At 64.5% G+C, this 22,392-nt stretch carries 23 protein-coding genes; 10 read left to right on the top strand and 13 right to left on the bottom strand.

The genetic code is table 11. The annotated features are described in order from the left end of the window. Positions 1-59: 59 nt before the first annotated feature. Both K359_RS0133175 and K359_RS0133165 read right to left on the bottom strand, forming a co-directional pair. The gene (locus K359_RS0133175) at positions 60-296 is read right to left on the bottom strand and encodes a hypothetical protein (RefSeq protein WP_156928781.1); all 237 of its coding nucleotides are present in this window, start codon (positions 294-296) and stop codon (positions 60-62) included. A gap of 472 nt (positions 297-768) precedes the next feature. Next, on the bottom strand, positions 769-1,029 hold the full coding sequence (locus K359_RS0133165; protein WP_245284798.1) for a DUF927 domain-containing protein: 261 nt from the start codon (positions 1,027-1,029) through the stop codon (positions 769-771). Between K359_RS0133165 and K359_RS64765 the strand changes: the two genes are divergently transcribed. Continuing rightward, complete coding sequence (locus K359_RS64765) at positions 958-1,146, top strand: hypothetical protein (RefSeq protein ID WP_245284799.1); 189 nt, start codon at positions 958-960, stop codon at positions 1,144-1,146. The two genes, K359_RS0133165 and K359_RS64765, sit on opposite strands and share 72 nt — an antisense overlap. A 262-nt stretch (positions 1,147-1,408) precedes the next feature. Then, positions 1,409-1,786 (top strand): hypothetical protein, encoded by a 378-nt coding sequence (locus tag K359_RS0133160; protein WP_029083166.1) that lies wholly within the window; start codon positions 1,409-1,411, stop codon positions 1,784-1,786. Positions 1,787-1,829: 43 nt separating this feature from the next. Here the strand turns inward: K359_RS0133160 and K359_RS0133155 are convergent, their stop codons facing one another. From K359_RS0133155 to K359_RS53685, 6 genes are all read right to left on the bottom strand, one after another. Then, on the bottom strand, positions 1,830-3,326 hold the full coding sequence (locus tag K359_RS0133155; RefSeq protein WP_029083165.1) for a sugar ABC transporter ATP-binding protein: 1,497 nt from the start codon (positions 3,324-3,326) through the stop codon (positions 1,830-1,832). Further along, positions 3,323-4,420: a hypothetical protein gene (locus K359_RS0133150; protein WP_029083164.1), complete on the bottom strand. Its 1,098-nt coding sequence runs from the start codon at positions 4,418-4,420 to the stop codon at positions 3,323-3,325. The genes K359_RS0133155 and K359_RS0133150 overlap by 4 nt, the downstream gene beginning before the upstream one ends. Next, positions 4,417-6,540, bottom strand: coding sequence for an SMP-30/gluconolactonase/LRE family protein (locus K359_RS0133145; protein ID WP_029083163.1), 2,124 nt, complete (start codon positions 6,538-6,540; stop codon positions 4,417-4,419). Before K359_RS0133145 ends, K359_RS0133150 begins: the two co-directional genes overlap by 4 nt. Positions 6,541-6,610: 70 nt before the next feature. Next, positions 6,611-7,627, bottom strand: a complete 1,017-nt coding sequence (locus K359_RS0133140; protein ID WP_029083162.1) for a sugar ABC transporter substrate-binding protein — start codon at positions 7,625-7,627, stop codon at positions 6,611-6,613. Positions 7,628-7,663: 36 nt separating this feature from the next. Further along, the gene (locus K359_RS0133135) at positions 7,664-8,635 is read right to left on the bottom strand and encodes an ABC transporter permease (RefSeq protein WP_029083161.1); all 972 of its coding nucleotides are present in this window, start codon (positions 8,633-8,635) and stop codon (positions 7,664-7,666) included. After that, positions 8,632-9,363 carry a TetR/AcrR family transcriptional regulator gene (locus K359_RS53685; protein ID WP_051346545.1) on the bottom strand — a complete coding sequence of 244 codons (732 nt, stop codon included), beginning with the start codon at positions 9,361-9,363 and terminating at the stop codon, positions 8,632-8,634. The genes K359_RS0133135 and K359_RS53685 overlap by 4 nt, the downstream gene beginning before the upstream one ends. Positions 9,364-9,734: 371 nt before the next feature. Between K359_RS53685 and K359_RS0133125 the strand changes: the two genes are divergently transcribed. Then, the gene (locus K359_RS0133125; RefSeq protein ID WP_029083160.1) at positions 9,735-9,926 is read left to right on the top strand and encodes an MJ0042-type zinc finger domain-containing protein; all 192 of its coding nucleotides are present in this window, start codon (positions 9,735-9,737) and stop codon (positions 9,924-9,926) included. Positions 9,927-9,968: 42 nt separating this feature from the next. Here K359_RS0133125 and K359_RS0133120 read toward each other — a convergent pair whose 3' ends face one another. Then, the gene (locus K359_RS0133120; protein ID WP_029083159.1) at positions 9,969-10,991 is read right to left on the bottom strand and encodes an AraC family transcriptional regulator; all 1,023 of its coding nucleotides are present in this window, start codon (positions 10,989-10,991) and stop codon (positions 9,969-9,971) included. A gap of 476 nt (positions 10,992-11,467) precedes the next feature. Here K359_RS0133120 and K359_RS0133115 point away from each other — a divergent pair, with 476 nt between their 5' ends. The 7 genes from K359_RS0133115 (at position 11,468) to K359_RS0133085 (ending at position 19,671) form a co-directional block, all read left to right on the top strand. Then, complete coding sequence (locus tag K359_RS0133115; RefSeq protein WP_029083158.1) at positions 11,468-13,120, top strand: fatty acid--CoA ligase; 1,653 nt, start codon at positions 11,468-11,470, stop codon at positions 13,118-13,120. A gap of 42 nt (positions 13,121-13,162) precedes the next feature. Further along, positions 13,163-13,639, top strand: a complete 477-nt coding sequence (locus K359_RS0133110) for a MaoC family dehydratase (protein WP_029083157.1) — start codon at positions 13,163-13,165, stop codon at positions 13,637-13,639. Further along, positions 13,636-15,339 (top strand): alpha/beta fold hydrolase, encoded by a 1,704-nt coding sequence (locus K359_RS0133105; protein ID WP_029083156.1) that lies wholly within the window; start codon positions 13,636-13,638, stop codon positions 15,337-15,339. Before K359_RS0133110 ends, K359_RS0133105 begins: the two co-directional genes overlap by 4 nt. Further along, on the top strand, positions 15,332-16,297 hold the full coding sequence (phaZ, locus tag K359_RS53680; protein ID WP_063618972.1) for a poly(3-hydroxyalkanoate) depolymerase: 966 nt from the start codon (positions 15,332-15,334) through the stop codon (positions 16,295-16,297). The genes K359_RS0133105 and phaZ overlap by 8 nt, the downstream gene beginning before the upstream one ends. Before the next feature lie 16 nt (positions 16,298-16,313). Next, positions 16,314-16,742 (top strand): phasin family protein, encoded by a 429-nt coding sequence (locus K359_RS0133095; RefSeq protein WP_029083155.1) that lies wholly within the window; start codon positions 16,314-16,316, stop codon positions 16,740-16,742. A 93-nt stretch (positions 16,743-16,835) separates the two neighbouring features. Beyond that, complete coding sequence (locus tag K359_RS0133090; protein WP_029083154.1) at positions 16,836-18,053, top strand: acyl-CoA dehydrogenase family protein; 1,218 nt, start codon at positions 16,836-16,838, stop codon at positions 18,051-18,053. A 73-nt stretch (positions 18,054-18,126) separates the two neighbouring features. Further along, positions 18,127-19,671 carry an acetolactate synthase large subunit gene (locus tag K359_RS0133085; protein WP_029083153.1) on the top strand — a complete coding sequence of 515 codons (1,545 nt, stop codon included), beginning with the start codon at positions 18,127-18,129 and terminating at the stop codon, positions 19,669-19,671. Positions 19,672-19,698: 27 nt separating this feature from the next. On the opposite strand, the gene K359_RS0133080 is transcribed toward K359_RS0133085, so the two are convergent. From K359_RS0133080 to K359_RS0133065, 4 genes are read right to left on the bottom strand one after another with little or no spacing between them, the layout of a single operon-like run. After that, a complete protein-coding gene (locus K359_RS0133080) occupies positions 19,699-20,934 on the bottom strand; it encodes an MFS transporter (protein ID WP_029083152.1) in 1,236 nt (411 codons plus the stop codon). Then, on the bottom strand, positions 20,931-21,260 hold the full coding sequence (locus tag K359_RS0133075; RefSeq protein WP_029083151.1) for a hypothetical protein: 330 nt from the start codon (positions 21,258-21,260) through the stop codon (positions 20,931-20,933). The genes K359_RS0133080 and K359_RS0133075 overlap by 4 nt, the downstream gene beginning before the upstream one ends. Beyond that, entirely contained in the window at positions 21,247-21,822 is a 576-nt protein-coding gene (locus K359_RS0133070) for an isochorismatase family protein (RefSeq protein ID WP_029083150.1), read from the bottom strand. The genes K359_RS0133075 and K359_RS0133070 overlap by 14 nt, the downstream gene beginning before the upstream one ends. Positions 21,823-21,871: 49 nt before the next feature. Beyond that, positions 21,872-22,324, bottom strand: coding sequence for a MarR family winged helix-turn-helix transcriptional regulator (locus tag K359_RS0133065; RefSeq protein ID WP_029083149.1), 453 nt, complete (start codon positions 22,322-22,324; stop codon positions 21,872-21,874). Positions 22,325-22,392 lie beyond the last annotated feature (68 nt).

Raw genomic sequence — 22,392 nt, 5'->3', positions numbered from 1 at the left:
ACTGCGCTTGATGGCTCTACCCCCTCGACGATGCAGATGCAGATCGACGAGATCCAGCTCTATCGATTGCCCGGCAGCGCCGGCTCCGTTACTGGCGCGAGGGTCGACACCTCCTCGCCGGTCACGCCACCGTCCCAGCCGACCACGACGTCCACGGACACGACCGCTACCTCAACTACCACTCCGACCACTGTTGTCACGCCGACTGCAACCTCGGACACGACTTCGCCGAGTACCGCGGCAGTCGACCCGGGAACGGCTACTACAACGACCGTCCCCAGCCTCCTAAGCGCCATGGGACTGGCTTCACCGTCCGGCTGGTCGGCCAGCACGACCGGCGCAAGCACTGGAAGCTGGGCAAACCAAGATTTTGCGCAACCGAGCTCGTTGGCAGACCCCGCACGGCAGACGGCCTCTTGGTCTGGAGATCAGGGCACGGCGGCGGCGTCTCAGGCAAGCAACAGCTTTGCGTTGCTGAACCAGTATCTGACCAGTAGCTCCGGTCGGGTCGATGGGGGTTCGATCGCTGTAGCGATGAGCGGCGCCGCCTGGGCACAGGACTCGTTCCTGACCAAACCTCAGAGCTAGTGCGTTAGCGGGCCTCACGCGGGGGGCTGGCCCTTCAAGGGGCAATCCGTTGTGTGGTGAGCCTTGGCGTGTGTCGTCCGGCAACGTCGTCGCCAAGGCTCTCACTCCCCGTGCTGGCGTCATGGTTTTCTAACGAGCGCCTGCAGCAGTCCGCCAACTTCTGGAGCTGCATGTCTTTAACTATTCCGTCTGAGCCGGGCCTAAACAGTGCCGCTTGTTCCCGCTGGCATAGCACGCAACATTCTGCTGCCAACTCGCCAAGGTGCCAGACCGGCGGAAGAAGTGTTCATGAGCGGTCACGCTCTGCAATAGCAGAGTGTCGCGACGGCCGACGCCGAAACAGTCGTCCGGCATCACGAACGAATTGCTATGCCAGCCAACTCGCTGCGTAGCTCGCGCTCGGTTTGGGCTTTTCACCTGAATCAGGAAGCTATTGAACAGGCCGCGCGCGGTTTGGCTCGGCGCGATAAAAAATCCGCCGTCCATGAGGAGCTGACGCGCGATTCGACATCGGCCGAAGTGAATCACGATCAATTCCCTGACTGTCCGACGGTGTGACCTGTGTCTTTGTTTCCGTTTGTTTCCCCTGCGGATAGCAACTTCACGGCATCGCTAACCGCACACGGCTCGACGCGGCGGTGGCGCAGTGGAAGCCTGACGCCTAGCCCCGGAGGAAATACATCCGCATTGCTCGATCGCGGCGCTGCCTGTCCCGCTACGCAAACTTTCGTCTCAGCCGCAGAACCTGTTCGCCATGTCCGGCGACAAACATCTCAAGCCAACGGGCGGCGGCCTTCAGTGCGTCCGGGAGAATGACGTGATGTCGGACAGGTCTGTGCTCGCCTGCATCGTCTGCTGCGCCGTGATGCTTGGTGCGCTCGGCGCGTCCGTGCATGCGCAGACGCCGTCGGCCTGCAAGGAGCCGCGGACCAGCACCAGTCGGGTCCCGATATTCTCGCCGCCGCTCGCCAACGTGGTGACGGGCACGGGACGGCTGCAATTCTATTCGGCGCCGAATCTGCACTGTCCGGTCAGCGGCGTCTTCGTCATTCCGAATGACGAGCTCGTCGCCTATGCGCAAACCAGTGATGGCTGGTCGTCGGTGATGTACGTCAATCCGCGGACGGGCAACGACGTCTCGGGTTGGGTGCGGTCGGCGAGGCTGAAGACGACCGGAACCGTCGGTCCAAAGCAGTAGGCCGCCGTGGCGTGCCGCGCCGTAACGCATGCCCGCCGGGGCATCAATGGATCGCCGCGTACATGATCTTCTCCTCGGTGGCTTCGAGCGCGGAGAATTCCTCGACCACCTTGCCTTGGCGCGACACGAGGATGCGGTCGGAGAGCGCCATGATCTCGGGCAGATAGGACGAGATCACCACCACCGCTTTGCCCTCATCGGCGAGCTGGTTGATCAGCTCGTGGATCTCGACGATGGCGCCGACGTCGACGCCGCGCGTCGGCTCGTCGAAGATGATAAGCTCGGGCTCCTGCACCAGCGACTTGGCGATCACCACCTTCTGCTGGTTGCCGCCTGAGAGCTCGACCACCTTGGCCTCATCGCCGATGGCGCGAACCTTCAGGCGCTGGGTCCAGGTCTTGCCGACCGAGTTGGTCTCGCGCCGCGACAATAGCATCCGCCCGCGGGGGAACTTGGAGAGCAGGCCGAGATAGATGTTGCGGGCGATCGAGGCGGTCTCGAAGAAGCCCTCCACCTTGCGATCCTCGGTCACATAGGCGATGCCGGCCTTGACCGCCGGCGCCGGGACCCGGTAGCGCACCGGCTTGTCGTGCAGCAGGATCTCGCCGCCGTGGAAGAAATCGCGCTTCAGCACGCCGGAGACGATCTTGAAGGTTTCGGTGCGGCCCGCGCCGACCAGGCCGAACACGCCGGTGATCTGCCCGGCAAACACCGACAGCGAATTGTTCTTCACCATCGGTGCCATCTTGAGGTTCTGCACGGTGAGCACGCGGGCGCCGGCCGGACGGACGCTGGGCTTCCGCGCGCCATACAGCGTGTTGGAGAGGTCGCGTCCGACCATCGCCTGCACGATCGCCGCCCGGTCGAACTTCGCCGCATCGTCGGTGATGACGTGCTTGCCGTCGCGCAACACGGTGATGCGGTCCGCAAGCAGCAGGGCCTCTTCCAGGGCGTGCGAGATGAAGATGATCGAGACGCCGCGCTTCTTGAGGTCGCGGACCAGGTCGAAGAAGTACTTCTTCTCTTCCGGCGTCAGCGACGCGGTCGGCTCGTCGAAGATGATGACCTTAGCCTTGTGCAGGACCGCGCGTGCGATCTCGACCATCTGCTTCTTCGCCGCGCCGAGCCCGCCTACGGTCGCAGTCGGCGTGACGTCGAAATTGAGCGATTGCAGGAATTGCTGGGCGGCGATGTAGATGCCGCGTAGTCGGTTGTAGAATTTCTCCTGCCCGAGAAAGAGATTTTGCGCCACCGTCATGGTCGGCACCAGGCTGTTCTCCTGGAACACCATGGCGATGCCGAGATTGCGGGCCTCGAGCGGCGTCCGCGGCGCGAACTCTGCGCCATCGACCGTCATGACCCCCGAGGTCAACGCTACGACGCCGGCCATCACTTTCGTCAGCGTCGACTTGCCGGCGCCGTTCTCGCCGACCAGCGCATGGATCTCGCCGCGGCGGAGCTCGAAGTCGACGCCCTCGATGGCGGGCACGCCGGCGTACAGCTTGGTGGCCTTGCGCAGGGACAGCACGATGTCGCTCATGAGCCGACCTCCTCGGCGAGCCCGGCGAGAGGCAGTTTCAGCACGCGGCCCGGTCCCTTGGCGATCAGCACAAGGTCGTCGCCCATTTCGAGTGCCGCGACGACGCCGTGGTTGATGCCGTCGACCCGGCTGTGCAGCGAATACATTGGCTTGCCGTCTTCGCTCAGCCGGATCACGAGTCCGTAGGAACGTGGCGGCGCCCATGGCTTGATGACGCCCATCGTCTTGATGTGTGCGCCCTGCATCGGTTCCTTGAATGAGAAGCCCGAGCGCAGCCGCGGTGCCACCCAATAGGCCGGATCGATCTCGGCCATCATGCGGCGCCGGTAGCCCGGCTCGCGCAGCACGAACTCGATCAGCTGAGTGCGTGCGGTGAATGCGGTGAGCCAATAGCCGCCGCCCGCGGCCTTCGACAGCCGCGAGGGATAGACGGGCAGGTGACCGAGCACGACCTGCGGCGGCCTGCCGTCCGCGACCAGGACGAGACGATGCCGCCAGCTCTCGCTGACCAGCACGCCATCGCCGCGCGCGCAAGCGCCGAAGGCGTAGCCGAGCTTTGAGGCCAACGGCTTCACCAGCTTGGTCCTGGGATCGAGCCGGAACACCCGGCCACTCCGGTTGAGCTCCATCAGGTCGCGCGCCCAGTCGTCGACGCCGCAGGTCGCCGAGCCATCAGTTGCGATCAAGGTCCCGTCGCCCGCCGGGCTCAGCGCGTTGATCGCATTGAAGGCGGTGTCGCTGAACGTCACGCTCGGCTCGCCGGCCGAGGGGTTGGCATAGAGCCGCACCTCGCGGCCGCCGAGCGCGACCGCGATGCCGCCGTCGGCGAACGCGCAGAGCGCCGAGATCGGTTGTTCGAAGCTGCGCAGCTCGGTCGCGGCGCTGCCGTCGAGGCGCAGCAGGCGCCGGCCGTCGGCGACATAGAGGTTGCGGTCGTCGGTTGCGAGGTCCTCGGGCGCCTCGCATTCCAGTAAGGTCGTCGCGGCCTCGAGCTTCTGGTTCGGCTTCAGCGCACCGTCGAACGACGGCACGGTGATGGTGGCCTCACCGCGCCCAAGAAAGCGGTTGGCGAATTCCCTGACAGCCGCTATCACGACAGCTTCCCCCAGCGCTTGTCATACTGCACGAAGTTCGGATCGGCGTTCGCGAGCTTGTAGCGGCCGATCCGGTTGTTCATGATGCCGCCGAGATAGAGATAGCCGCGATGCTCGCGCATCGAGGTGATCATCGGATGGTTCTCGCCGCGCAGGTCCCAGAACGATTCGAGGATCTTGCCCTGCTCGTTGAACTTGACGACGCAGCCGGTGTTGATGTTCGGGAACAGCCATTCGTCGACCGGGACGCGCTTGGCCATGCGGCGGCGGAAGCCGGGCATCTTCCAGGCGAGGTCGAGCGAGGGGCTGCGCATGCCGACCAGCGCCAGCCAGTAATTGCCGTCGGAGGCGAGATTGATGTTGTCGGGATAGCCCGGCAAATTGTCCATCACGACCTCGACCTGGCCCTTCTTCGGTCCCGCGAACCACAGTCGCTTGATCGAGCAGCCGAAGGTTTCGGCGAACAGGATCGACTGGCCGTCGCTGGCGACGCAGATGCCGTTGGGGAATTTGAGGCCGCGCAGCGCGGTGTGCGTGGCGCCAGTCTTGGTGTCGTAGCAGATGATGCGGCCATTGCCGCGCGCCTCGAGGCCATCGATCGGCCATTCGTCCATCTCGTAGCGCACGGTGGCTTCCGAGAAGAAGATCAGGCCGTCGTCAGTGATGTCGAGGTCGTCGGCCAGCCGCAGGCGGCTGTCGTCGTTCACCGAATGCATGCTGCGATTGGTTTCATCGGTGGCCTTCTCGACCGTACCGTCAGGCTTGATGCGGTAGAGGCCCATGCCGCCGATGCAGACATAGAGATTGTCCTGCCGGTCGAAGGCCATGCCGAGCGGCTGGCCGCCGATATGGGCGAACACCTCCATCCGCTGATAGTCGGGCGCGTAGAAGCGCATGATGTCGCCATGCCGCGAGCCGGCATAGAGATTGTTGTTGCGATCGAGGATCACGTCCTCCGGCGCCTCGATGCGGCCGAGCCCGATCAATTCGACGTCGCGCAGCTTGTCGTTCTGCTCGAACGGGCCGCCCTGGCCGATCTCGGTCGCGGGGGGCGGCGGCAAGGCGTGATAGGTCGGCGCGACATAGACCTTGCTGATGATGCGGGTGCGGTTCTTCTGCCAGCGGATGTCGACCATGGCGGCGATCAGCAGAATTTCCGCCAGCGCCATGCGGTTGATGCCGCCGCGTGCGTTGAGCGTGGTCAGGCCGTTGGTGACCAGGAGCACGATCAGCACGCCGACCAGCGATTTGGCGACCGAGCCCTTGCCGCCGCCGAGCGTGATGCCGCCCAGCACGGTCGCGGTCAGGACGATCACCTCGAGGCCGACGCCGATGTCGCCGCCGACGGTGCCGAGCCGTGCCGCGAAGAACAGCGCGGCGATGCTGGTCAGCACGCCGCTTGCGACATAGCAGAGCGCGATGGTGCGGCGAACCGGAATGCCGGAATTATAGGCCGAGCGGCGCGAGCCGCCGATCGCGGTGATGTGCCAGCCCGGGCGCAGCCGGGTCATGAAGATATGGCCGAAGATCGCGATCGCGATGTAGACGAGGGCGACGCTCGGAATCCCGAACACGTCGCCGCCGCCGATGAAGTTCCACGACGGGATGTCGGGAAAGGCCGCGGCGATCGAATTCGAATAGCGCTGGATCAGGAGATCGAACGCCGAACGGTAGATGATCAGGGTGATCAGCGTGGTGATGAAGGCGCGTAGCCGCAAATAGCCGATCAGCACGCCGTTGACGGCGCCGAGCAAGGCGCCGCAGGCGAGGGTCGCCACCACCACCGCCGGCACCGGCCAGTTCAGCACGTCGAGCAGATAGAGCGCGCAGAAATCCGTCAGCGCGAAGATCGATCCGACGGACAGATCGATGCCACCGACGATGACGACCAGTGCCATTCCGAGCCCGATGAAGCCGATTTCGCCGGCCTGCCGCGCGGTGTCGGCAAGGCTCGACGGCGACAGGAAGTGATCGATGGAGCGGCTGAGCGCGAAGCCGACGATCAAGAGCAGGATCACCGGAATTGCGGTCTCGGTCCAACGCTTCGACAGGATCTCGCCGAGGAGATGATCCGGCCAATAGCGGTAACGCAGGCTCGTCAAGGTGTCGCGCATCGGCATTCCAAAGGCGTTCGATTTGGGAGGTCGACGTCCCGGGCGTGACCCGGGACGTCGAGCGGGAATGGCCGGGCTATTTCTTCAGGTCGCTGAGATTCCAGCACGCGGTCGGACTGTCCGCGTTCTCCTTGGTGATCGGAATCAGAGTCGTGTATTCCGAACCCTTGATCGAACCGGCCTTGGCGCCCGACGACAGCAGCCATTTGATCGTGCCGGCCATCTGCGCGGCCTGGGTCGGCACGTCGTAGCTCATGTTGAGGTCGAAGGCGCCGGACTTTACGAGTTCGCAGGCGCCCTTGCGTTCGCCGCCGCCGGAGGTTGCCACGAACACCTTGCCGGTCAGGCCGGCTTCCTTCACCGCGGCCGCGGTGCCGATGTCCATGCCGTCCCAGAAGCCGACGATGCCGCAGAGATCAGGATTCTGCTTCAGCACGGTCTGGGTGATCGCCTTGGCCTTCGCCGCATCCCAGTCGGCCGCCTGGCTCGACACCACCTTGATCTCCGGATGCTTGGCGAGCACGTTCTCAACGCCCTTGAGCGTGTAGGCACTGGCCGCCGCCGAGAGCGCGCCCTGCACGATGGCGATCTTGTTCGACTTGCCCTGGCAGGCCTTCACCACCGCCTCAGTGTCTTTCTCGCCGATCTCGATCCAGTTGGCGCCGACGAAGGCCGAAGAGCGATAGGCCGAGCCCATGTTGATCTGGATGACGTAGATGCCCTCGTTCTCGGCGCGCTGCAGCAGCTTGGCATAGGTCTGCACGTCCGGATTGTGGATCACCATCACTGCCGGCTTTTCCGAGATCAGCGAGGTCACCGCCTGCGCGCCGGCATTGGTGTTCCAGTTCGGATCGCGGATCTCGAACTTCACGCCGAAGGGCTCGAGCTCCTTCTTCATGCCGGCGTACCAGCCTTCGGTGAGGTCGAAGTTCATGGCGACCGGAACGTAGGCCACCGTCTTGCCGGCGAGAGCGTCCTTGAACGGCTTCTGGAACGGTTCGTCGAGGCCCTGCTGGGCCAGGGCCGGTGCGGCGATGGCCGCAAGCCCCAGTGCTATGGCGGTCACCTTTGCAGAACTGACAATGCGCTTCATCGCTTCCTCCTTGGTTATGGTTGTTTCTCTGTTGGATCAGATGTCGCCCTGCTGTGCGGTTTCTTCGTTGCGCGGGTTCAGGAATGAATCCGTGATGACCGCGAGCAGCAGGACGACGCCTTTGACGAGGTTCTGTCCGGCGTAGGAGATGTCCATGATGGTCATGCCGTTGAGCATGGTGCCGATCAGCAGCGTTCCGATGATGACGTTGAGCACGCCGCCGCGGCCGCCCGACAAGCCGATGCCGCCGAGCACGACGACCAGGATGACGTCGTAGATCAGGGTCGAATTGAAGATGCGGGTCGGCATCGAGTTGACGGAGGCCGCCATCACGAGGCCCGCGAAGCAGCCGATCAGCGCCGCGACGACATATTGCAGCACGATGATCGGGCGCGAGGGGATGCCGGTGACGCGGGCCGCGTAGGGATTGTCGCCGATCGCGTAGATGTAGGCGCCCCAGCGGGTCCGGCGCAGCAGGAACGCGACCACGACGCAGGCGATCGCGAACATCACGATCGAGGTCGGAATGCCGACGATGGTACCTTGTCCGAGCCGCTCGAAGCCGGCCATGCCGTCGCTCCACTGCACGACGTCGAGCTGGAACAGCGCGGTCTGGCCGAGGCCGGCGAGCAGCAGGCCGCTCGCCAGTGTCGCGAACAGCGACGGGACTTCGGCGTAGGCAATCAGCCAGCCATTGACCAGACCGAAGCCGATCGTGAGCAGCACGGCCGTCAGCAGCGAGGTCGGCAGCGAGTGTCCGTTCTGCACCATCTGCAGCACGAGCCCCGGAGGTACCGCGAGGGCTGCGATCAGGGAGATATCGATGCCGCGCCCGATCACGACGATCGCCATCGCAAGCCCGAGGATGCCGAGCACCGCCACGTTCTGCAGCAGCGTCAGCATGTTCTCCGGCGTCAGAAAGCCGCGCAGGAAAATCGAGAACGCCAGGAAGAGGACAGCAAATACCGCGAAGACGATCTCCTGCTGATTGAACCGCAATCGCTTCATTGCCTCGTCCTTCCTGCGGCTATGGATGCGCCCGTCTGCCTGGATTTTGCGCGGGAGGTGGTCGCAACGCGGCTCGGCCGCGCTCTGCCGGCGACCGCGGCGTCGATAAACGTGCCGACGGCGTTGATGTAGGTTTCGATCGAGGTGCCGCGTCTGCGGTATTTCCAGCGTTTGACGTACCAGTCCTGCAGCAGCGGCTTGATCAGCGAGGCCGTCAGCGTGATCTGATCGATCGCGAACACCCCGCTGGCGACGCCCTGCCTGAGGACGTCCGCGATGATCTTCTCGGTCATCACCTCCATCTCGATGGCGCGCTGGCGTTCCGCGGCCGGAAACGACTTCGCTTCCATGAAGCAGAACACGAACCAGGGCTGCATCGCCTCGCTCATGCGAATATGGGTCGCGATGATCCAGTGCAGATGCTTGCGCGCATCCTGCTTGACGTTGGCGGGCGGCGAGTTGAGGACCTCCGCCGCCGTCTCGGCGACCTCGCCGAGGATCATCGACAGCAGCGTCGGTTTGCTGTCGAAATAGGTGTAGAGGCCGCCCATGCTGAGGCCGGAGGCCTCTGCGAGCTGGCGCAGGGTGGTGGCGTGAAAGCCGTGCTTGTTGGAAAGCGTGAGCGTCGCGCCGATGATGCGCGTGAGGTTCGGAACGGCGAGATGCGTTTTCTGGACCCGGATGGAATCGCGATGACGTTCGAGGATGCGTGCGCAAAGCACCTCCATCGCGAACGCATTCGTCCCCGGCCGCTGACGCGCGAGACCCAAATTGCCTCCCTGGCTATGTTCCCGGACCATTTCATTTTGTTGCTGGTCCGGGTGTGGGCTTTGCGCCCTTGCGTCATTCCTAGCCTACGAAACGGCCGTCGGAAAAGGGGGATGAGCAAATTTTCTGAGAGAGCGCTCGCTCGTTTTTTGGCGCATTCGCGTTGTTTGCCCGTGGCCCAGCGTTGCTGTCGCGGCTCTCGGGAATTTTTCGGTTGAAAGGACAGCACAAATTCCCGGTGCTCTGGTCGAGCTACATCCAGCTAGGCGGCCGTCACATTTCTGACGATGGGCATGTGGGAAGCTGCGGAGAGCAACCGCTTGCTGATTCGATGCGCAAATCCGATGTGACTTGTCCCCATTGCGAGGCCGGCTATCGCCGGATCGAATTGACGTCGAAGGGTGGCACCGCGGGTGAGTTTCGCTGCCTGGTGTGCGGCCACATGATCGAGCTGATGGATGGTTCGACCGATGTCGCGTTTCGGCTGACCGTGCAGCCGAGCAAGACGTCCTACGCCTTCTAGAAGCTGTGCGTTCGCGCGCGAGATGATGCGACGTTCCCGCAACTATTCGCCGCGAATATCGCTCGGCGCCTTGTTGGTCCAGCGGTGGAACGCGCGCCTGAAGTTTGCCGCATCGCTGAAGCCGAGCGCCAGCGCGATATCCTCGTTGGCCAGCGTCGTGTTGCGGAGATATTTCAGGGCAATCTGGGTCCGCAGCTCGTCGTGCAGTCCGCGAAAGGAAAAGCCCTGCTGACGCAGTTGGCGCCGCAGCGACCGGTCGTTCACGCCGAGCTGCTTGGCGATGGCCTCGAAGGTCGGCGGCTTTGCGATGTCGCGGAGCAGGATGGCGCGAATCTTTCCGGCAACGCCGATCCGCAATCTCAGATCCCCGAGCAAGTCGTCGCACAAGGCGACGATGGTCGGATATGTCGTCTTGTTGCCGAGATCCGCTTTCTGGTCCAGCAATTGCGCCTTGAAGACGATCTGGTTGGCCGGCTGATCGAAGCGCACCGGGCATCCGACATGATCGAGCGGAAGATCGAAGTCCGCCGCCTGCGAGTAGGCGAGCGTGACTTCGGAGGGAGCGAAGCCCGGCCCCATGACGTCGCGCATCAGCGAGATGTGGATGCCGATCTGCATCTCGGCGATGAATCTGTAGAGCGCGGGATCGGCAAACGCGTGCAGATTGGGCTCGATGGTCCATCTCGCATGGATCTTGTCTTCAGTGAAGTCGATCGCCGCGAGCGGCGCCGCGAGCGTGTGATAACGCATCGCGAATTCCATTGCCTTGCGGAAGTCAGGGCAGCACAGCAGCGCATAGCCGTACATTCCGTACGTCGAGATGTGGATCGATGCGCCGATGCTATACGGCAGATGACGGTCGGTCGACAGCCGGACCGCGTTTTGACAAACGGTCATCAGCTGCGTCAGCGAGATTCGCGCTTGCGGTGAGTGAACGTCCGCGAGCGGAATATTCGTGTTGCGGAGAATGGCGTCGGGGAGGACGCCGTGGCTCGCCAGCACGTCGAAGACCGCGCCGAGCTTGGTTGTCTCGTAGACCTTGTCGCTGGCGCCGACGCTCAGCATGTCGCTGCGGGAGCCCAGGGGTCTCTTCGGTCGCGTTGTTGGTTGCAACTCGCACCAGCCTTTCCTGCGGCGCAGCAAATTGAGACGACAACGTTTGAGGCGACCGAGCTTCTCCGACTCGGCGGATTGCTGTTCGCCATCATCACGGAACATAACTGGTTCGCGGCACAACCCAAGAGGTATCAGCAGTCATATCAGTAGTCATATCAGCGGGTTCGCCCTTGTTGCAAAGCAGCAGAGAACGCGTCGAAGAGAGCAGCTTTGTTCAAGACCGCTGCCGTCGATGAGAGCAGCTTGTCCGGCTAAGACCCCGCCAATGTCCGGTTCGGACCTTCACAAATCTCGGGCGTCACGCGAGGCTTCGTCCTAATGTCACACCGTCAGGCCGTCGTGACGTAGGACGGCAGACCACACGATCCGCTCACTCAGAATCGCGGACGTTGGCCGGAGGACATGCCAGGTCGAGGGAGACTTCCATGGTTGGAAGACTGATTCAGACTGCCCAATCCGCCTATCAATATCCACTCATCTTCAAGCAGCTCTGGCACACGCCGCGCGTGCAGGCGCCAGACCAGGAGATCGTCTATCGCGATCTCAAGCGCTTCACCTATCGCCAGACCAGAGAGCGGATCGGCCGCCTCGCCTCGGCGCTCAGCAAGGCAGGCGTCGAACCCGGCGACACCGTCGGCGTGCTCGAATGGGACAGCCACCGCTTCCTCGAAGCCTTCTTCGCGATCCCGATGATGGCGGCCGTGCTGCAGACGGTGAATGTCCGCCTGTCGCCGGAGCAGATCGCTTACACGATCGATCACGCCGGCGCATCGACGCTGCTCGTCAACGACGAGTTCGTCGGACTGCTGGAAGGCATCAAGGCGCAACTGCCCAAGGTCAAGCGGCTGATCGTGATGTCGGACAAGCCATCGCCGCAGACCGGCGGCCTGTCCTTCATCGGCGAATATGAAAGCCTGCTGGCTGCCGCCTCGCCCGACTACGACTTTCCCGATTTCGACGAGAACACCCAGGCCACCACCTTCTATACGACAGGGACGACCGGCCTGCCCAAGGGCGTCTATTACAGCCACCGCCAGCTCGTGCTGCACTCGCTCGCCGGGCTCGCGCTGTTCGGCATGGCGGGGACGCAGGGGCGTTTCTCGCGCGACGACGTCTACATGCCGATCACGCCGATGTTCCACGTCCACGCCTGGGGCTTCCCCTGGTCGGCGACGCTGGCCGGCACCAAGCAGGTCTATCCCGGCCGCTACGAGCCGGCGATGCTGGTCAAGCTGATCAAGAGCGAAGGCGTCACCTTCACCCACGGCGTGCCGACCATCCTGCAGATGCTGCTCAACGCCGCCGCTGCGGCGAACGTCGATCTCCACGGTCTCAAGATGGTGATCGGCGGCTCGGCGTTGCCGAAGGCGCTGGCCAAGCAGGCAATGGCGGCCGGCATCGACATCTTCGCCGGCTACGGCATGTCGGAGACCGGCCCGCTCGCCGCGGTCTCCCATGTCCAGTCCAAGGACCTCAGCGGCGATCCCGATGGCGAGGTCGAGTTCCGCACCCGCGCCGGCATCGCCGGCCCGCTGGTCGACCTCCGCATCGTCGATCCCGACATGAAAGACGTGCCGCATGACGGCAAATCCGCCGGCGAGATCGTGATACGGGCGCCCTGGCTCACCCAAGGTTACTACAACAATCCGCAAACCTCCGAAGAACTGTGGGCGGGTGGCTACCTGCACACCAGCGACATCGCGGTGATCAGCCCCGGTGGCTGCGTCCATATCACCGACCGCATCAAGGATGTGATCAAAACCGGCGGCGAGTGGGTCTCGTCGCTGCAGATCGAGGATCTGATCTCGCAATGCGCCGGCGTTGCCGAGGCCGCGGTGATCGGCGTCAAGGACGAGAAATGGGGCGAGCGGCCACTCGCGCTCGTAGTCAAGAAACCCTCCGGTGCCGACGGCCTCAGCGATGCTGCCATCAAGGACCACCTCAAGGTGTTCGCCGACCAGGGCGTCATCTCGAAATACGGCATCCCCGGGACGATCCTGTTCATCGACAGCATTCCCAAGACCAGCGTCGGCAAGATCAACAAGAAAGAGCTACGCGAGCGGTACGGCGACACGTGACGATGCGCGCGCAGCCGAGAAGGGTTCGAGGAGGACCACAAGATGAGCAATCTCACGCTTGCCGGCCTGGGCGAACATGTCGGACAGGAGCTCGGAATCTCCGACTGGGTCACGGTCGACCAGCAGCGTATCGACGCCTTTGCGTCCTGCACCGGCGATCACCAGTGGATTCATGTCGACGTTGAACGGGCCAGGCGCGAGAGCCCGTTCCGCGGTCCGATCGCGCATGGCTATCTGACGCTCGCGATGGTGGCATCGCTCTCGATGCAGGTCGGCATCATCCCGCGCGACGCCGCAGCCGGGCTGAACTACGGCATCGACAAGGTCCGTTTTCTGGCGCCGGTGCCGTCCGGCGCCCGGGTGAGGCTGCGCGTCGTGCTTGCCGGCATTGAGCGGAGGGAAGGCGGCCAGGTGATCATGAAGACCCAGAACACGCTGGAGGTCGAAGGCTCCGACAAGCCCGCACTGATCGCCGAGACGCTGGCCCTTCTGATCCCCGCGGCGGGAGCAAAGCAATGAGCACGGAAAATCGCAGCCCAGACTCGCCGGCGTCTGACGTGTCCGAGGCGGCGTCCAGGAATACGCTGGCGCTCAATCCACTGGTCGGGATCCAGGGCCAGGACCTCGTCGAGGGCGCCGGCATCCTGTTCAAGGCCGTCATGAACGAGCCGAAAGTCGCGACCGAGCAGTGGCTGTCGTTCGTCGGCGAGCTCGGCTCCATCGTGTCCGGCAAGTCCGAGCGCGCGCCGAAGGCGGGCGACAAGCGGTTCGCCGATCCGACCTGGAAGGAAAGCTCGCTGCATTCTGGCCTGCTCAAGGCCTATCTGGCGTGGGGCGAGGCGGTCAACGGCCTGGTCGACAAGACCAGCCTCAGCGACATCGACAAGCAGCGCGCGCACCTGATCACGGAGATCCTGATCGACGCCGTCGCGCCGACCAACACGATGCTCACCAACCCGGCGGCGGTCCGCAAGTTCATCGATACCGGCGGACAAAGCCTGTGGTCCGGCCTGAAGAACTACATGGATGACCTGACACGCAATCGCGGCATGCCGTCGATGGTGGACATGAGCGCCTTCAAGGTCGGCGAGAACCTCGCGACCACCCCGGGCGCCGTGATCTTCCGCAACGAGCTGCTCGAGCTGATCCAGTACACGCCGACGACGCCGACGGTCAGGAAGCGGCCGCTGGTGATCACGCCGCCGCAGATCAACAAGTATTACGCGCTCGACCTCTCGCCGGACAAGAGCATGGTGCGCTTCCTGCTCGAGAGCGGCATCCAGGTGTTTGCTGTGAGCTGGCGCAACCCGACGGCGGCGCACCGCGACTGGGGGCTGGACACCTATGTCGCAGCGCTGGACGAGGCCGTCGACGCGGCGCGCGAGATTTCCGGCAGCGAGGACATCTCGATGATGGGATCCTGCTCCGGCGGCATCACCGCGTCAGCCTATTTCGCGACGCTTGGCAGCGCCGCCGAAAAGAAGATCAAGAACCTGGTGCTGGCGGTCTGCCTGCTCGACCCCAACTCGGCCGAGGAGAGCACGTTCGGCTGCCTGATGACGCCCGAGACCATGCGGGCGGCGAAGGCCTCGTCGCAGCTGCGCGGCATCGTCGACGGCCACGACCTGGCGCGGATGTTCGCCTGGATGCGGCCCAACGATTTGATCTGGAATTACTGGGTCAACAACTATCTGCTCGGCAACCAGCCGCCGGCGTTCGACATCCTGTACTGGAACGCCGACACGACCCGCTTGCCGGCGGCGCTGCATGGCGACTATCTCGATCTCTATTTCTCGAACCCGTTCGTCAACGCCGGCAAGCTTAAGCTCAACGACAAGACCATCGACATGAGCAAGGTCAAGGCCGACAGCTACGTCGTCGCCGGCATGACCGACCACATCACGCCGTGGAAGGGCGTCTACAAGACCGCGCAAATCATGGGCGAGGGCACCACCTTCGTGCTGTCGAGCAGCGGGCACCTGCAGAGCCTGATCAATCCGCCGAGCAATCCGAAGGCGTCCTTCATGATCGGACCGATCTCCACCGACAAGCCCGATGCGTTCATGGCCTCGGCCGAAAAGCGCAAGGGGAGCTGGTGGCTCGACTGGCGCGACTGGCTGCAGCCGCGCTCTGGCGACGAGGTCAATGCGCCGGCCGTGCTCGGCAGCACGCGCTATCCGACCCTTGCTGCGGCTCCAGGAACCTACGTCTTTGACTGAAGATATCACCAGCGCCGACAAGGCAAGTCCGGGAAAGGTTGGGCCGGCAGCGGTGGCGCAGCGCAGCGCGATCGAGACGCGGCAGGTCACGATCGACGGCCAGCTGCTCCAGGTCGCGATCCGGCACGGTGACGGCAGCGCGCCGCCGCTGTTGCTGTTCAACGGGATCGGCGCCAATTGGGAGCTGGCGCGGCCGTTCCTCGAAGCGCTCACCAATACGACCGCCATCATCTTCGATGTGCCCGGTGTCGGCGGGTCGCCGAGGACGGCATGGCCCTATCGACCGTCGACGCTGGCGCGGCTGGCCGCCGATCTTGTCGCGGAGCTCGGCCATGCCGAGGTCGATGTCGCCGGCGTGTCCTGGGGCGGTGGAATCGCGCAGCAGTTCGCGCATCAGTTTCCAAAGCGCTGCCGGCGGCTGGTGCTTGCCGCGACCGCGCCGGGTTTCACCATGGTGCCGGCAAGCCCAGCGGTGCTGTGGAAGATGGCGACGCCGCGCCGCTACACCGACAAGGGCTACATGAAGACGATCGCCGCCGACATCTATGGCGGGGCGTTTCGCGATGACCCGTCCCTGATCGGCCGGCATGCGGCTGCGATGCATGGCGCGCGCAGCATGGGTTACTTCTATCAGCTGCTCGCGATGACCGGCTGGACCAGCCTACCCTGGCTGTGGTCGCTGCCGCAGCCGACGCTGATCCTGATGGGCCGTGACGACCCGCTGGTGCCTCCGATCAATGGTCAGATCATGGCGAGCCTGATCCCGAATGCCGAGCTGCACATGATCGACGACGGGCACCTGTTCATGGTGACGCGGCCAAAGGAAACCGCCGGCCTGATCGAGGCATTCCTGGCTGACGAGAGCCGTCAGGCCGCGGCGTCATCGCTGCTCTCGCGCACCACCAGTTACCTCAGGGATCTCGTTCCAACGTCCGGAGACGGGCGGCAAAAATCGTAACCACAGGGAGGACATCATGACGGATAACAGCTCATATATCGATATGCTGCGGAAGTTCGGTAGTGATCTCGGCTTGCCGAAGCTGAACGTGGACGAATTGCTGCAGGCCCAGAAGAAGAACCTCGAAGCGCTCGGCCAGAGCGCGAAGGTCGCGGCGCAAGGCGCGCAATCGGTGGCGCAGAAGCAGCGCGAGGTGCTGGAGGCCGGGCTGCGCGAGGCCTCGACGTTGGCGCGCGAATACAAGCCGCTTGGCAAGGTCCACGAGAACCTCGCGTTGCAGACCGAATTCGCGCGGAAGATGTTCGATATTGCGGTGAAGGGCGCCCAGGACAGCGCGTCGACCGCGCGGCAGTCGACCACCGACGCGGTCAAGATCATCCAGGACCGCATGAAGGAAAGTTTTGAGGAGTTCCGCAGCAGCGTCCGTCCGAACAAGCCGACCTGACGTCACGACACGACGAATCCCGGCAGGACGTCGCGTTCTGCCGGGAGCGCGAGATATCAAGGCGAAACATCGCCAAGCATCAGGGAGGACACCATGGCAAACGCGCAGGCAACACGGGCCGCCAAGCCGGACTACGCGCCGCCGCCGATCAATGGCGATTTCTACGGGATTGCCAAGGTCCTGAACGAGACGGAACGCGCGCTGGTGCGGCGCGTGCGCGAGTTCACCGAAGGCGTGGTCGCGCCTGTGATCGAGGAGTTCTGGGCGCGCGACGAATTTCCGTTCGCGATCATCCCGAAGATGGCCGAGATCGGCATCGGCGGCGTCGGCTATCAGGGTTACGGCGCGGCCGGCGGCAGCTGGCTCCTGAACGGCTTTGTCGCGATGGAATTGGCGCGGGTCGATTCCTCGGTCGCGACCTTCTGGGGCGTCCACACCGGGCTCTCGGCGGGCTCGATCTATCTGTGCGGCGACGAGGCGCAGAAGCAGCGCTGGTTGCCGGCGATGATGCGCTTCGAGAAGATCGGCTCGTTCGGTCTCACGGAGCCGCTGGTCGGCTCCGCCACGTCGGGCGGGATGCTGACGACCTGCCGGCGCGAGGGCGACGTCTGGATCCTCAACGGCCAGAAGAAGTGGATCGGCAACGCCACCTTCGCCGACATCAACGTGATCTGGGCGCGCGAAGAAGGCTCCAACCAGGTGAAGGGCTTCGTCGTCGGTAAGGACAATCCCGGCTTCTCGGTCGAGAAGATCAAGACCAAGATGGCGCTGCGCGTGGTGCAGAACGGCTTGATCACCCTGAAGGATTGCCGCGTGCCCGAGGCGGACCGCCTGCAAAACGCCAACACCTTCAAGGATACCGCCAAGGTGCTGCGCATGACCCGCACCGGGGTGGCGTGGTTCGCGGTCGGCTGCGCGATGGGCGCCTATGAGCATGCGCTGCGTTACGCGACCGAGCGGCAGCAGTTCGGCAGGCCGATCGGCGGCTTCCAGCTGGTGCAGGATCTCCTGGTCAGGATGCTCGGCAACGTCACCGCGACGCAGGCGATGATGCTGCGGCTCGGGCAAATGCAGGACGAGGGCGTGATGCTGGACGAGCACGCCTCGCTGGCGAAGGCATTCTGCACCGTCAAATGCCGCGAGACGGTCGGCTATGCGCGCGAGCTGCTCGGCGGCAACGGCATCCTGCTCGAAAACCATATCGGCCGCTTCGTGGCCGATGCCGAGGCGATTTATTCCTATGAGGGCACGCGCGAGATGAACACCCTGATCGTCGGCAAGTCGATCACGGGATTGAGCGCCTTCGTCTGACAAGACGGAACCGAACGCCCAGATGGGAACATCATAACGAGTCAGGCGATCAACCGTACGACGGAGAAGCGGCATGAACGGCGCGGAGAGTCTTTTGCGGACGCTCGTCGAATCGGGGGTCGAGGTCTGTTTCGGCAATCCCGGCACGTCGGAGATGCACTTCGTCGCAGCCCTCGACAGGGTCAAGGGCATGCGGGTCGTGCTTGGCCTGTTCGAAGGCGCGGTGACTGGCGCGGCCGACGGCTATGGTCGCATGGCAGAGAAGCCCGCCGCGACGCTGCTGCATCTCGGGCCGGGCCTCGCGAACGGACTGGCCAATCTCCATAACGCGCGCCGCGCGGCGACACCGATCCTCAATATCGTCGGTGACCACGCGACCTATCACGCGCAATATGACGCGCCGCTCGCTTCCGACGTCCATGGCTTCGCACGGCCGGTCTCGGCCTGGGTGCATTCGTCGGCAAGCGCCCAGACCGTCGCTGCGGACGGAGCTCGTGCCGTTGAGGCGGCGCTGCAATATCCTGGTCAGATCGCGACCTTGATCCTGCCCGCCGACACCGCCTGGCTGGAAGCTGAGCGCCCGGCGCCGGCCTTGCCGAAGCCGATGCCGGCAGAGGTTTCGACTGAGGCGATCGACCAGGCTGCGGCCGCGCTCCGATCCGGCAAGAAAACCATGATGCTGATCCGCGGAGCCGCGCTGAAGGAGCGCGGGCTCAACGCAGCCGGTCGGATCGCCGCGGCGACCGGCGCACGGATCGCCTGCGATACCTTTGCGCCACGTTGCCAGCGCGGAGCCGGCCGCGTGCAGGTCGAACGCATTCCCTATTTCGCCGAGCAGATCGTCGAGTTCATGAGCGGGACGGAGCAGCTCATCCTGGTCGGCGCCAAGCCTCCCGTCAGCTTCTTCGCCTATCCGAACAAGCCGTCCTGGTGCACGCCCGAGAATTGCAGGATCGTCCATCTCGCCCACGCGCATGAGGATGGCGTCGTCGCCCTGGAGGCCCTTGCCGACGCAGTGAAGGCCGCAGGTCGGCCGCTGCACGTCGGCGCATTGAACAAGCCGGATATTCCGGCCGGTCCGCTTGATGCGCGCACGGCCGGACAGGTCATCGCCCATTATCTTCCTGATGGGGCCATCATTTCCGACGAAGGTGCGACGGCAGGCGGCGGCGTGCATCGGTTTGCAGCCAATATCGCGCCGCACGATCATCTGACGCTGACCGGTGGTGCGATCGGACAGGGTATCCCTCTCGCCACGGGCGCTGCGGTCGCCTGCCCGGACCGGAAGGTCGTCTGTCTCCACGGTGACGGTGGAGCGATGTATACGCTGCAGGCGTTGTGGACGCAGGCCCGGGAGCAGCTCGACGTCACCACGGTGATCTTTGCCAACCGCTCCTACGCGATTCTCAACATCGAGCTCGGGCGGGTCGGAGCCGGCGATCCCGGACCCAAGGCCTTTTCGATGCTCGATCTGCACAATCCCGAGCTTGATTGGGTCAAGCTTGCGTCCGGCATGGGCGTAGAGGCAAGCCGCGCAACCTCGGTCGAGGAATTCGCGAGCCAGTTCGCCAGTGCGATGAAGGATCGCGGTCCCCGTCTGATCGAGGTCATTTTGTGATTTTAGGCGTCGGCTTGACCGAACTGCCTACCGCTTCACCGCGGGCGGCAGGTCGCTTGCTTCGACATCCCGTTGAGACAGGAAAGTGATCGCCACGATCGCGGCGGCAAAGCCGGCGGCAGCGCCGACCCCGAGCGCCCAGCGCGGGCCGAGGTGATCGGCAACCCAGCCGACGATCGGTGCGCCGATCGGCGTGCCGCCGAGCGCCACGCCGAGCCGCAGCGCCATCACCCGTCCGCGCATCGCGGGCTCGGTCGAGAGCTGCATCAGCGCGTTCGAGGTGTTGGTGACGGTCAGCGCGGCGACGCCAATCACGACCAGCGCCGCGGCAAACAGCCAATAGCTCGGCGCCAGCGCGGCCAGCGTGCAGCCCAGTCCGAAGATCGCCGATCCCAGCATCAGCGAGGCGAAGCGCGGCTGGTCGCGGCTTGCGGCCAGCAGCGCACCCGACATGGTTCCGAGCGCCATTATCGACGACAGCAGCCCAAAGCCGCGCGCATCGGTGTGGAACACGCCGACCGCCATGGTCGAGATGAAGATCGGGAAGTTCAGTCCGAAGGTGCCGATCAGGAACAGCATGATCAGCGTCGCCCGGAGATCGGGGCGCGACCACACATAGTGGAAGCCCTGCATGACGCTGCCCTTGGTGCGATGGGCCCGCGCGTTCGGGCGCAGCTCGGAGGTGCGCAGCAGGGTCAGCGACGTCAGCACCGCCAGGAAGGACGCGCCGTTGAACAGGAAGGCCCAGCCGGTGCCGACGGAGGCGATGATGAGGCCGGCAACCGCGGGGCCGATCATCCGCGCGGCGTTGAACGAGGTCGAGTTCAGCGCGATCGCGTTCGAGAGGTTGGTGTCGCTGACCAGCTCGGCAACGAAGGTCTGGCGCACCGGGGCATCGAGCGCGGCGGCACAGCCGAACAGGAAGGCGAACACATAGACGTGCCAGAGCTGCACCAGTCCGGTGACGGTGAGAATCCCGAGCATCAGCGCGAGCGCGCCCATCGTCGCCTGGGTCGCCATCAGAAGCTTGCGCTGGTTGAAATGATCGGCGGCATATCCGGTCCACGGCATCAGCAGCAGCTGCGGTCCGAACTGCAGCGCCATCACGATGCCGACGGCGGATGCACTATGCTGCGTGAGCTGGGTGAGGACGAGCCAGTCCTGGGCGGCGCGCTGCATCCAGGTGCCGATGTTGGACACCAGCGCGCCGGCGGCCCAGACCCGGTAGTTGAAGCTCGCCAGCGATCGAAAGACGCGTCTCATGTTCGGTGCGGTTCATTGCCGCCGTGAAACCGTCCGAACCGCCGCGCCAGGAACAGGCCGATCAGGAGGCCTCCGAGCCCGAGCGCCGCGACATCGCTGGTGGTCCTCAGGCCGAAGTCGCCGACGCGGCAGACCAAGAGATATCCGACGGCGAGGTTGAAGAAGCCCCACACGATGTTGACTGATGATGACGACAGGCCCTCGCCGGGCGGTTTCGCGAACGGGCTCTGGAACGGCTCGCCCATCATGCCGGCGACGACGTGTGGGATGGCATTGGTGAGGAAGGCGCCGCCAAAGAAGTAGGCGACGAGGTCAAGCCAGTTCATGCGCGTTGGTCCTTTCAAGGAGGTCGATGATCGCCTGCGTCGAGCCGGCTTCGCCGAGCCGCGGGAACACGTGTTCGATGCTGTAGGCATGCGCGTTCGGCCGCGCATCGGTCATCGCGTCGGTCGCCAGCGTGACGTTGAAGCCCGCCTCATAGGCTTGCCGGGCGGTGGATTCGACGCCGGTGCCGGTCGCGACGCCGGCGATCACGACCTGCGTGACGCCGCGGGCTCTCAGCTGGTTCTCCAGATCGGTGCTCGCAAACGCGCCCCATGTCCGCTTGGTCACGACAATGTCGTCCGGCTGCCGCTCGAGCTCCGGGATCAGGTCGGTCCAGCCGTCGGGAAATGGTCCACCAGCGCGCGGCCGCTCGGTGCGTCCCGGCGCAACGCCGTCAACATTGACCAGCACGATCGGCAGTCCGCGCTGCCGGAATGCGCTGATGAGCTCGCAGGTCCGCGCCACGACGTCTCCGAACGGATGCATGAAGGGTGAGCCGACCAGCCCGCGTTGCAGATCGACGACGATGAGCGCGGTGATCGGATCGAGCGTCGTCAGTGCCATGATCGTTTCCTTGTCCAGCGGATGTTTTCCGCGATCGGCGCGGCCAGTCTCAATCGTTGACCAGCCGTTTCAGCAGGCCGACGGCGGCGGCGAGCTCTTCCTGCTCCCGCGGCGACAGCCGCGCGGCGATGGTGCGCGAGAGCCAGTCCTGCCGCGCCGCGCGGCCGGTGCGCAGCCGCTCGCGGCAGGTCTCGGTGAGCGACATGATGGTCTGCCTTCCGTCGTCCGGATCGGGCGCGCCGCGGACCAGGCCCGCGGCCTCGAGCGCTGCGATCGCCGAGCTCATCGACTGCGGACGCATTCCCTCCGATCGCGCCAGGCTGGACACGGTCGCGGGGCCGTTCTTTTCCAGACGAAGCAGGACCGCAACCTGGGACGGCGGCAGATCCTCGCGCTGGCCCTGCTCGCGAAGCCGGCGCTTCAGCGTGCCAATCAGCAAACGAAGGTCTTCGGCGAGCGCGGAGGTGCGCGCTGAGCCGGTGCGGGCGGGTGAATTGCTCATACGAAGTCGATAGTAGATGCGAAGGTAAACTGTAAAGTTGATCTTAGCAGTTAAGCTTCATAATTCCG

The sequence above is a fragment of the Bradyrhizobium sp. th-b2 genome, from assembly GCF_000426785.1.
Lineage (GTDB): Bacteria > Pseudomonadota > Alphaproteobacteria > Rhizobiales > Xanthobacteraceae > Bradyrhizobium > Bradyrhizobium septentrionale.
Note: the sequence above shows the minus strand (reverse complement) of the source record. Positions and strands in the feature narration are given on the sequence as shown.

Bases quoted from the DNA above. Each gene is read 5' to 3' on its own strand.
- K359_RS0133175 (WP_156928781.1), bottom strand. From the start codon at position 296: ATGGCGCTTAGGAGGCTGGGGACGGTCGTTGTAGTAGCCGTTCCCGGG.
- K359_RS64765 (WP_245284799.1), top strand. From the start codon at position 958: ATGCCAGCCAACTCGCTGCGTAGCTCGCGCTCGGTTTGGGCTTTTCAC.
- K359_RS0133160 (WP_029083166.1), top strand. From the start codon at position 1,409: ATGTCGGACAGGTCTGTGCTCGCCTGCATCGTCTGCTGCGCCGTGATG.
- K359_RS0133155 (WP_029083165.1), bottom strand. From the start codon at position 3,326: ATGAGCGACATCGTGCTGTCCCTGCGCAAGGCCACCAAGCTGTACGCC.
- K359_RS0133145 (WP_029083163.1), bottom strand. From the start codon at position 6,540: ATGCCGATGCGCGACACCTTGACGAGCCTGCGTTACCGCTATTGGCCG.
- K359_RS0133140 (WP_029083162.1), bottom strand. From the start codon at position 7,627: ATGAAGCGCATTGTCAGTTCTGCAAAGGTGACCGCCATAGCACTGGGG.
- K359_RS0133135 (WP_029083161.1), bottom strand. From the start codon at position 8,635: ATGAAGCGATTGCGGTTCAATCAGCAGGAGATCGTCTTCGCGGTATTT.
- K359_RS53685 (WP_051346545.1), bottom strand. From the start codon at position 9,363: ATGGAGGTGCTTTGCGCACGCATCCTCGAACGTCATCGCGATTCCATC.
- K359_RS0133125 (WP_029083160.1), top strand. From the start codon at position 9,735: ATGCGCAAATCCGATGTGACTTGTCCCCATTGCGAGGCCGGCTATCGC.
- K359_RS0133120 (WP_029083159.1), bottom strand. From the start codon at position 10,991: ATGCTGAGCGTCGGCGCCAGCGACAAGGTCTACGAGACAACCAAGCTC.
- K359_RS0133115 (WP_029083158.1), top strand. From the start codon at position 11,468: ATGGTTGGAAGACTGATTCAGACTGCCCAATCCGCCTATCAATATCCA.
- K359_RS0133110 (WP_029083157.1), top strand. From the start codon at position 13,163: ATGAGCAATCTCACGCTTGCCGGCCTGGGCGAACATGTCGGACAGGAG.
- K359_RS0133105 (WP_029083156.1), top strand. From the start codon at position 13,636: ATGAGCACGGAAAATCGCAGCCCAGACTCGCCGGCGTCTGACGTGTCC.
- K359_RS0133095 (WP_029083155.1), top strand. From the start codon at position 16,314: ATGACGGATAACAGCTCATATATCGATATGCTGCGGAAGTTCGGTAGT.
- K359_RS0133090 (WP_029083154.1), top strand. From the start codon at position 16,836: ATGGCAAACGCGCAGGCAACACGGGCCGCCAAGCCGGACTACGCGCCG.
- K359_RS0133085 (WP_029083153.1), top strand. From the start codon at position 18,127: ATGAACGGCGCGGAGAGTCTTTTGCGGACGCTCGTCGAATCGGGGGTC.
- K359_RS0133080 (WP_029083152.1), bottom strand. From the start codon at position 20,934: ATGAGACGCGTCTTTCGATCGCTGGCGAGCTTCAACTACCGGGTCTGG.
- K359_RS0133075 (WP_029083151.1), bottom strand. From the start codon at position 21,260: ATGAACTGGCTTGACCTCGTCGCCTACTTCTTTGGCGGCGCCTTCCTC.
- K359_RS0133070 (WP_029083150.1), bottom strand. From the start codon at position 21,822: ATGGCACTGACGACGCTCGATCCGATCACCGCGCTCATCGTCGTCGAT.
- K359_RS0133065 (WP_029083149.1), bottom strand. From the start codon at position 22,324: ATGAGCAATTCACCCGCCCGCACCGGCTCAGCGCGCACCTCCGCGCTC.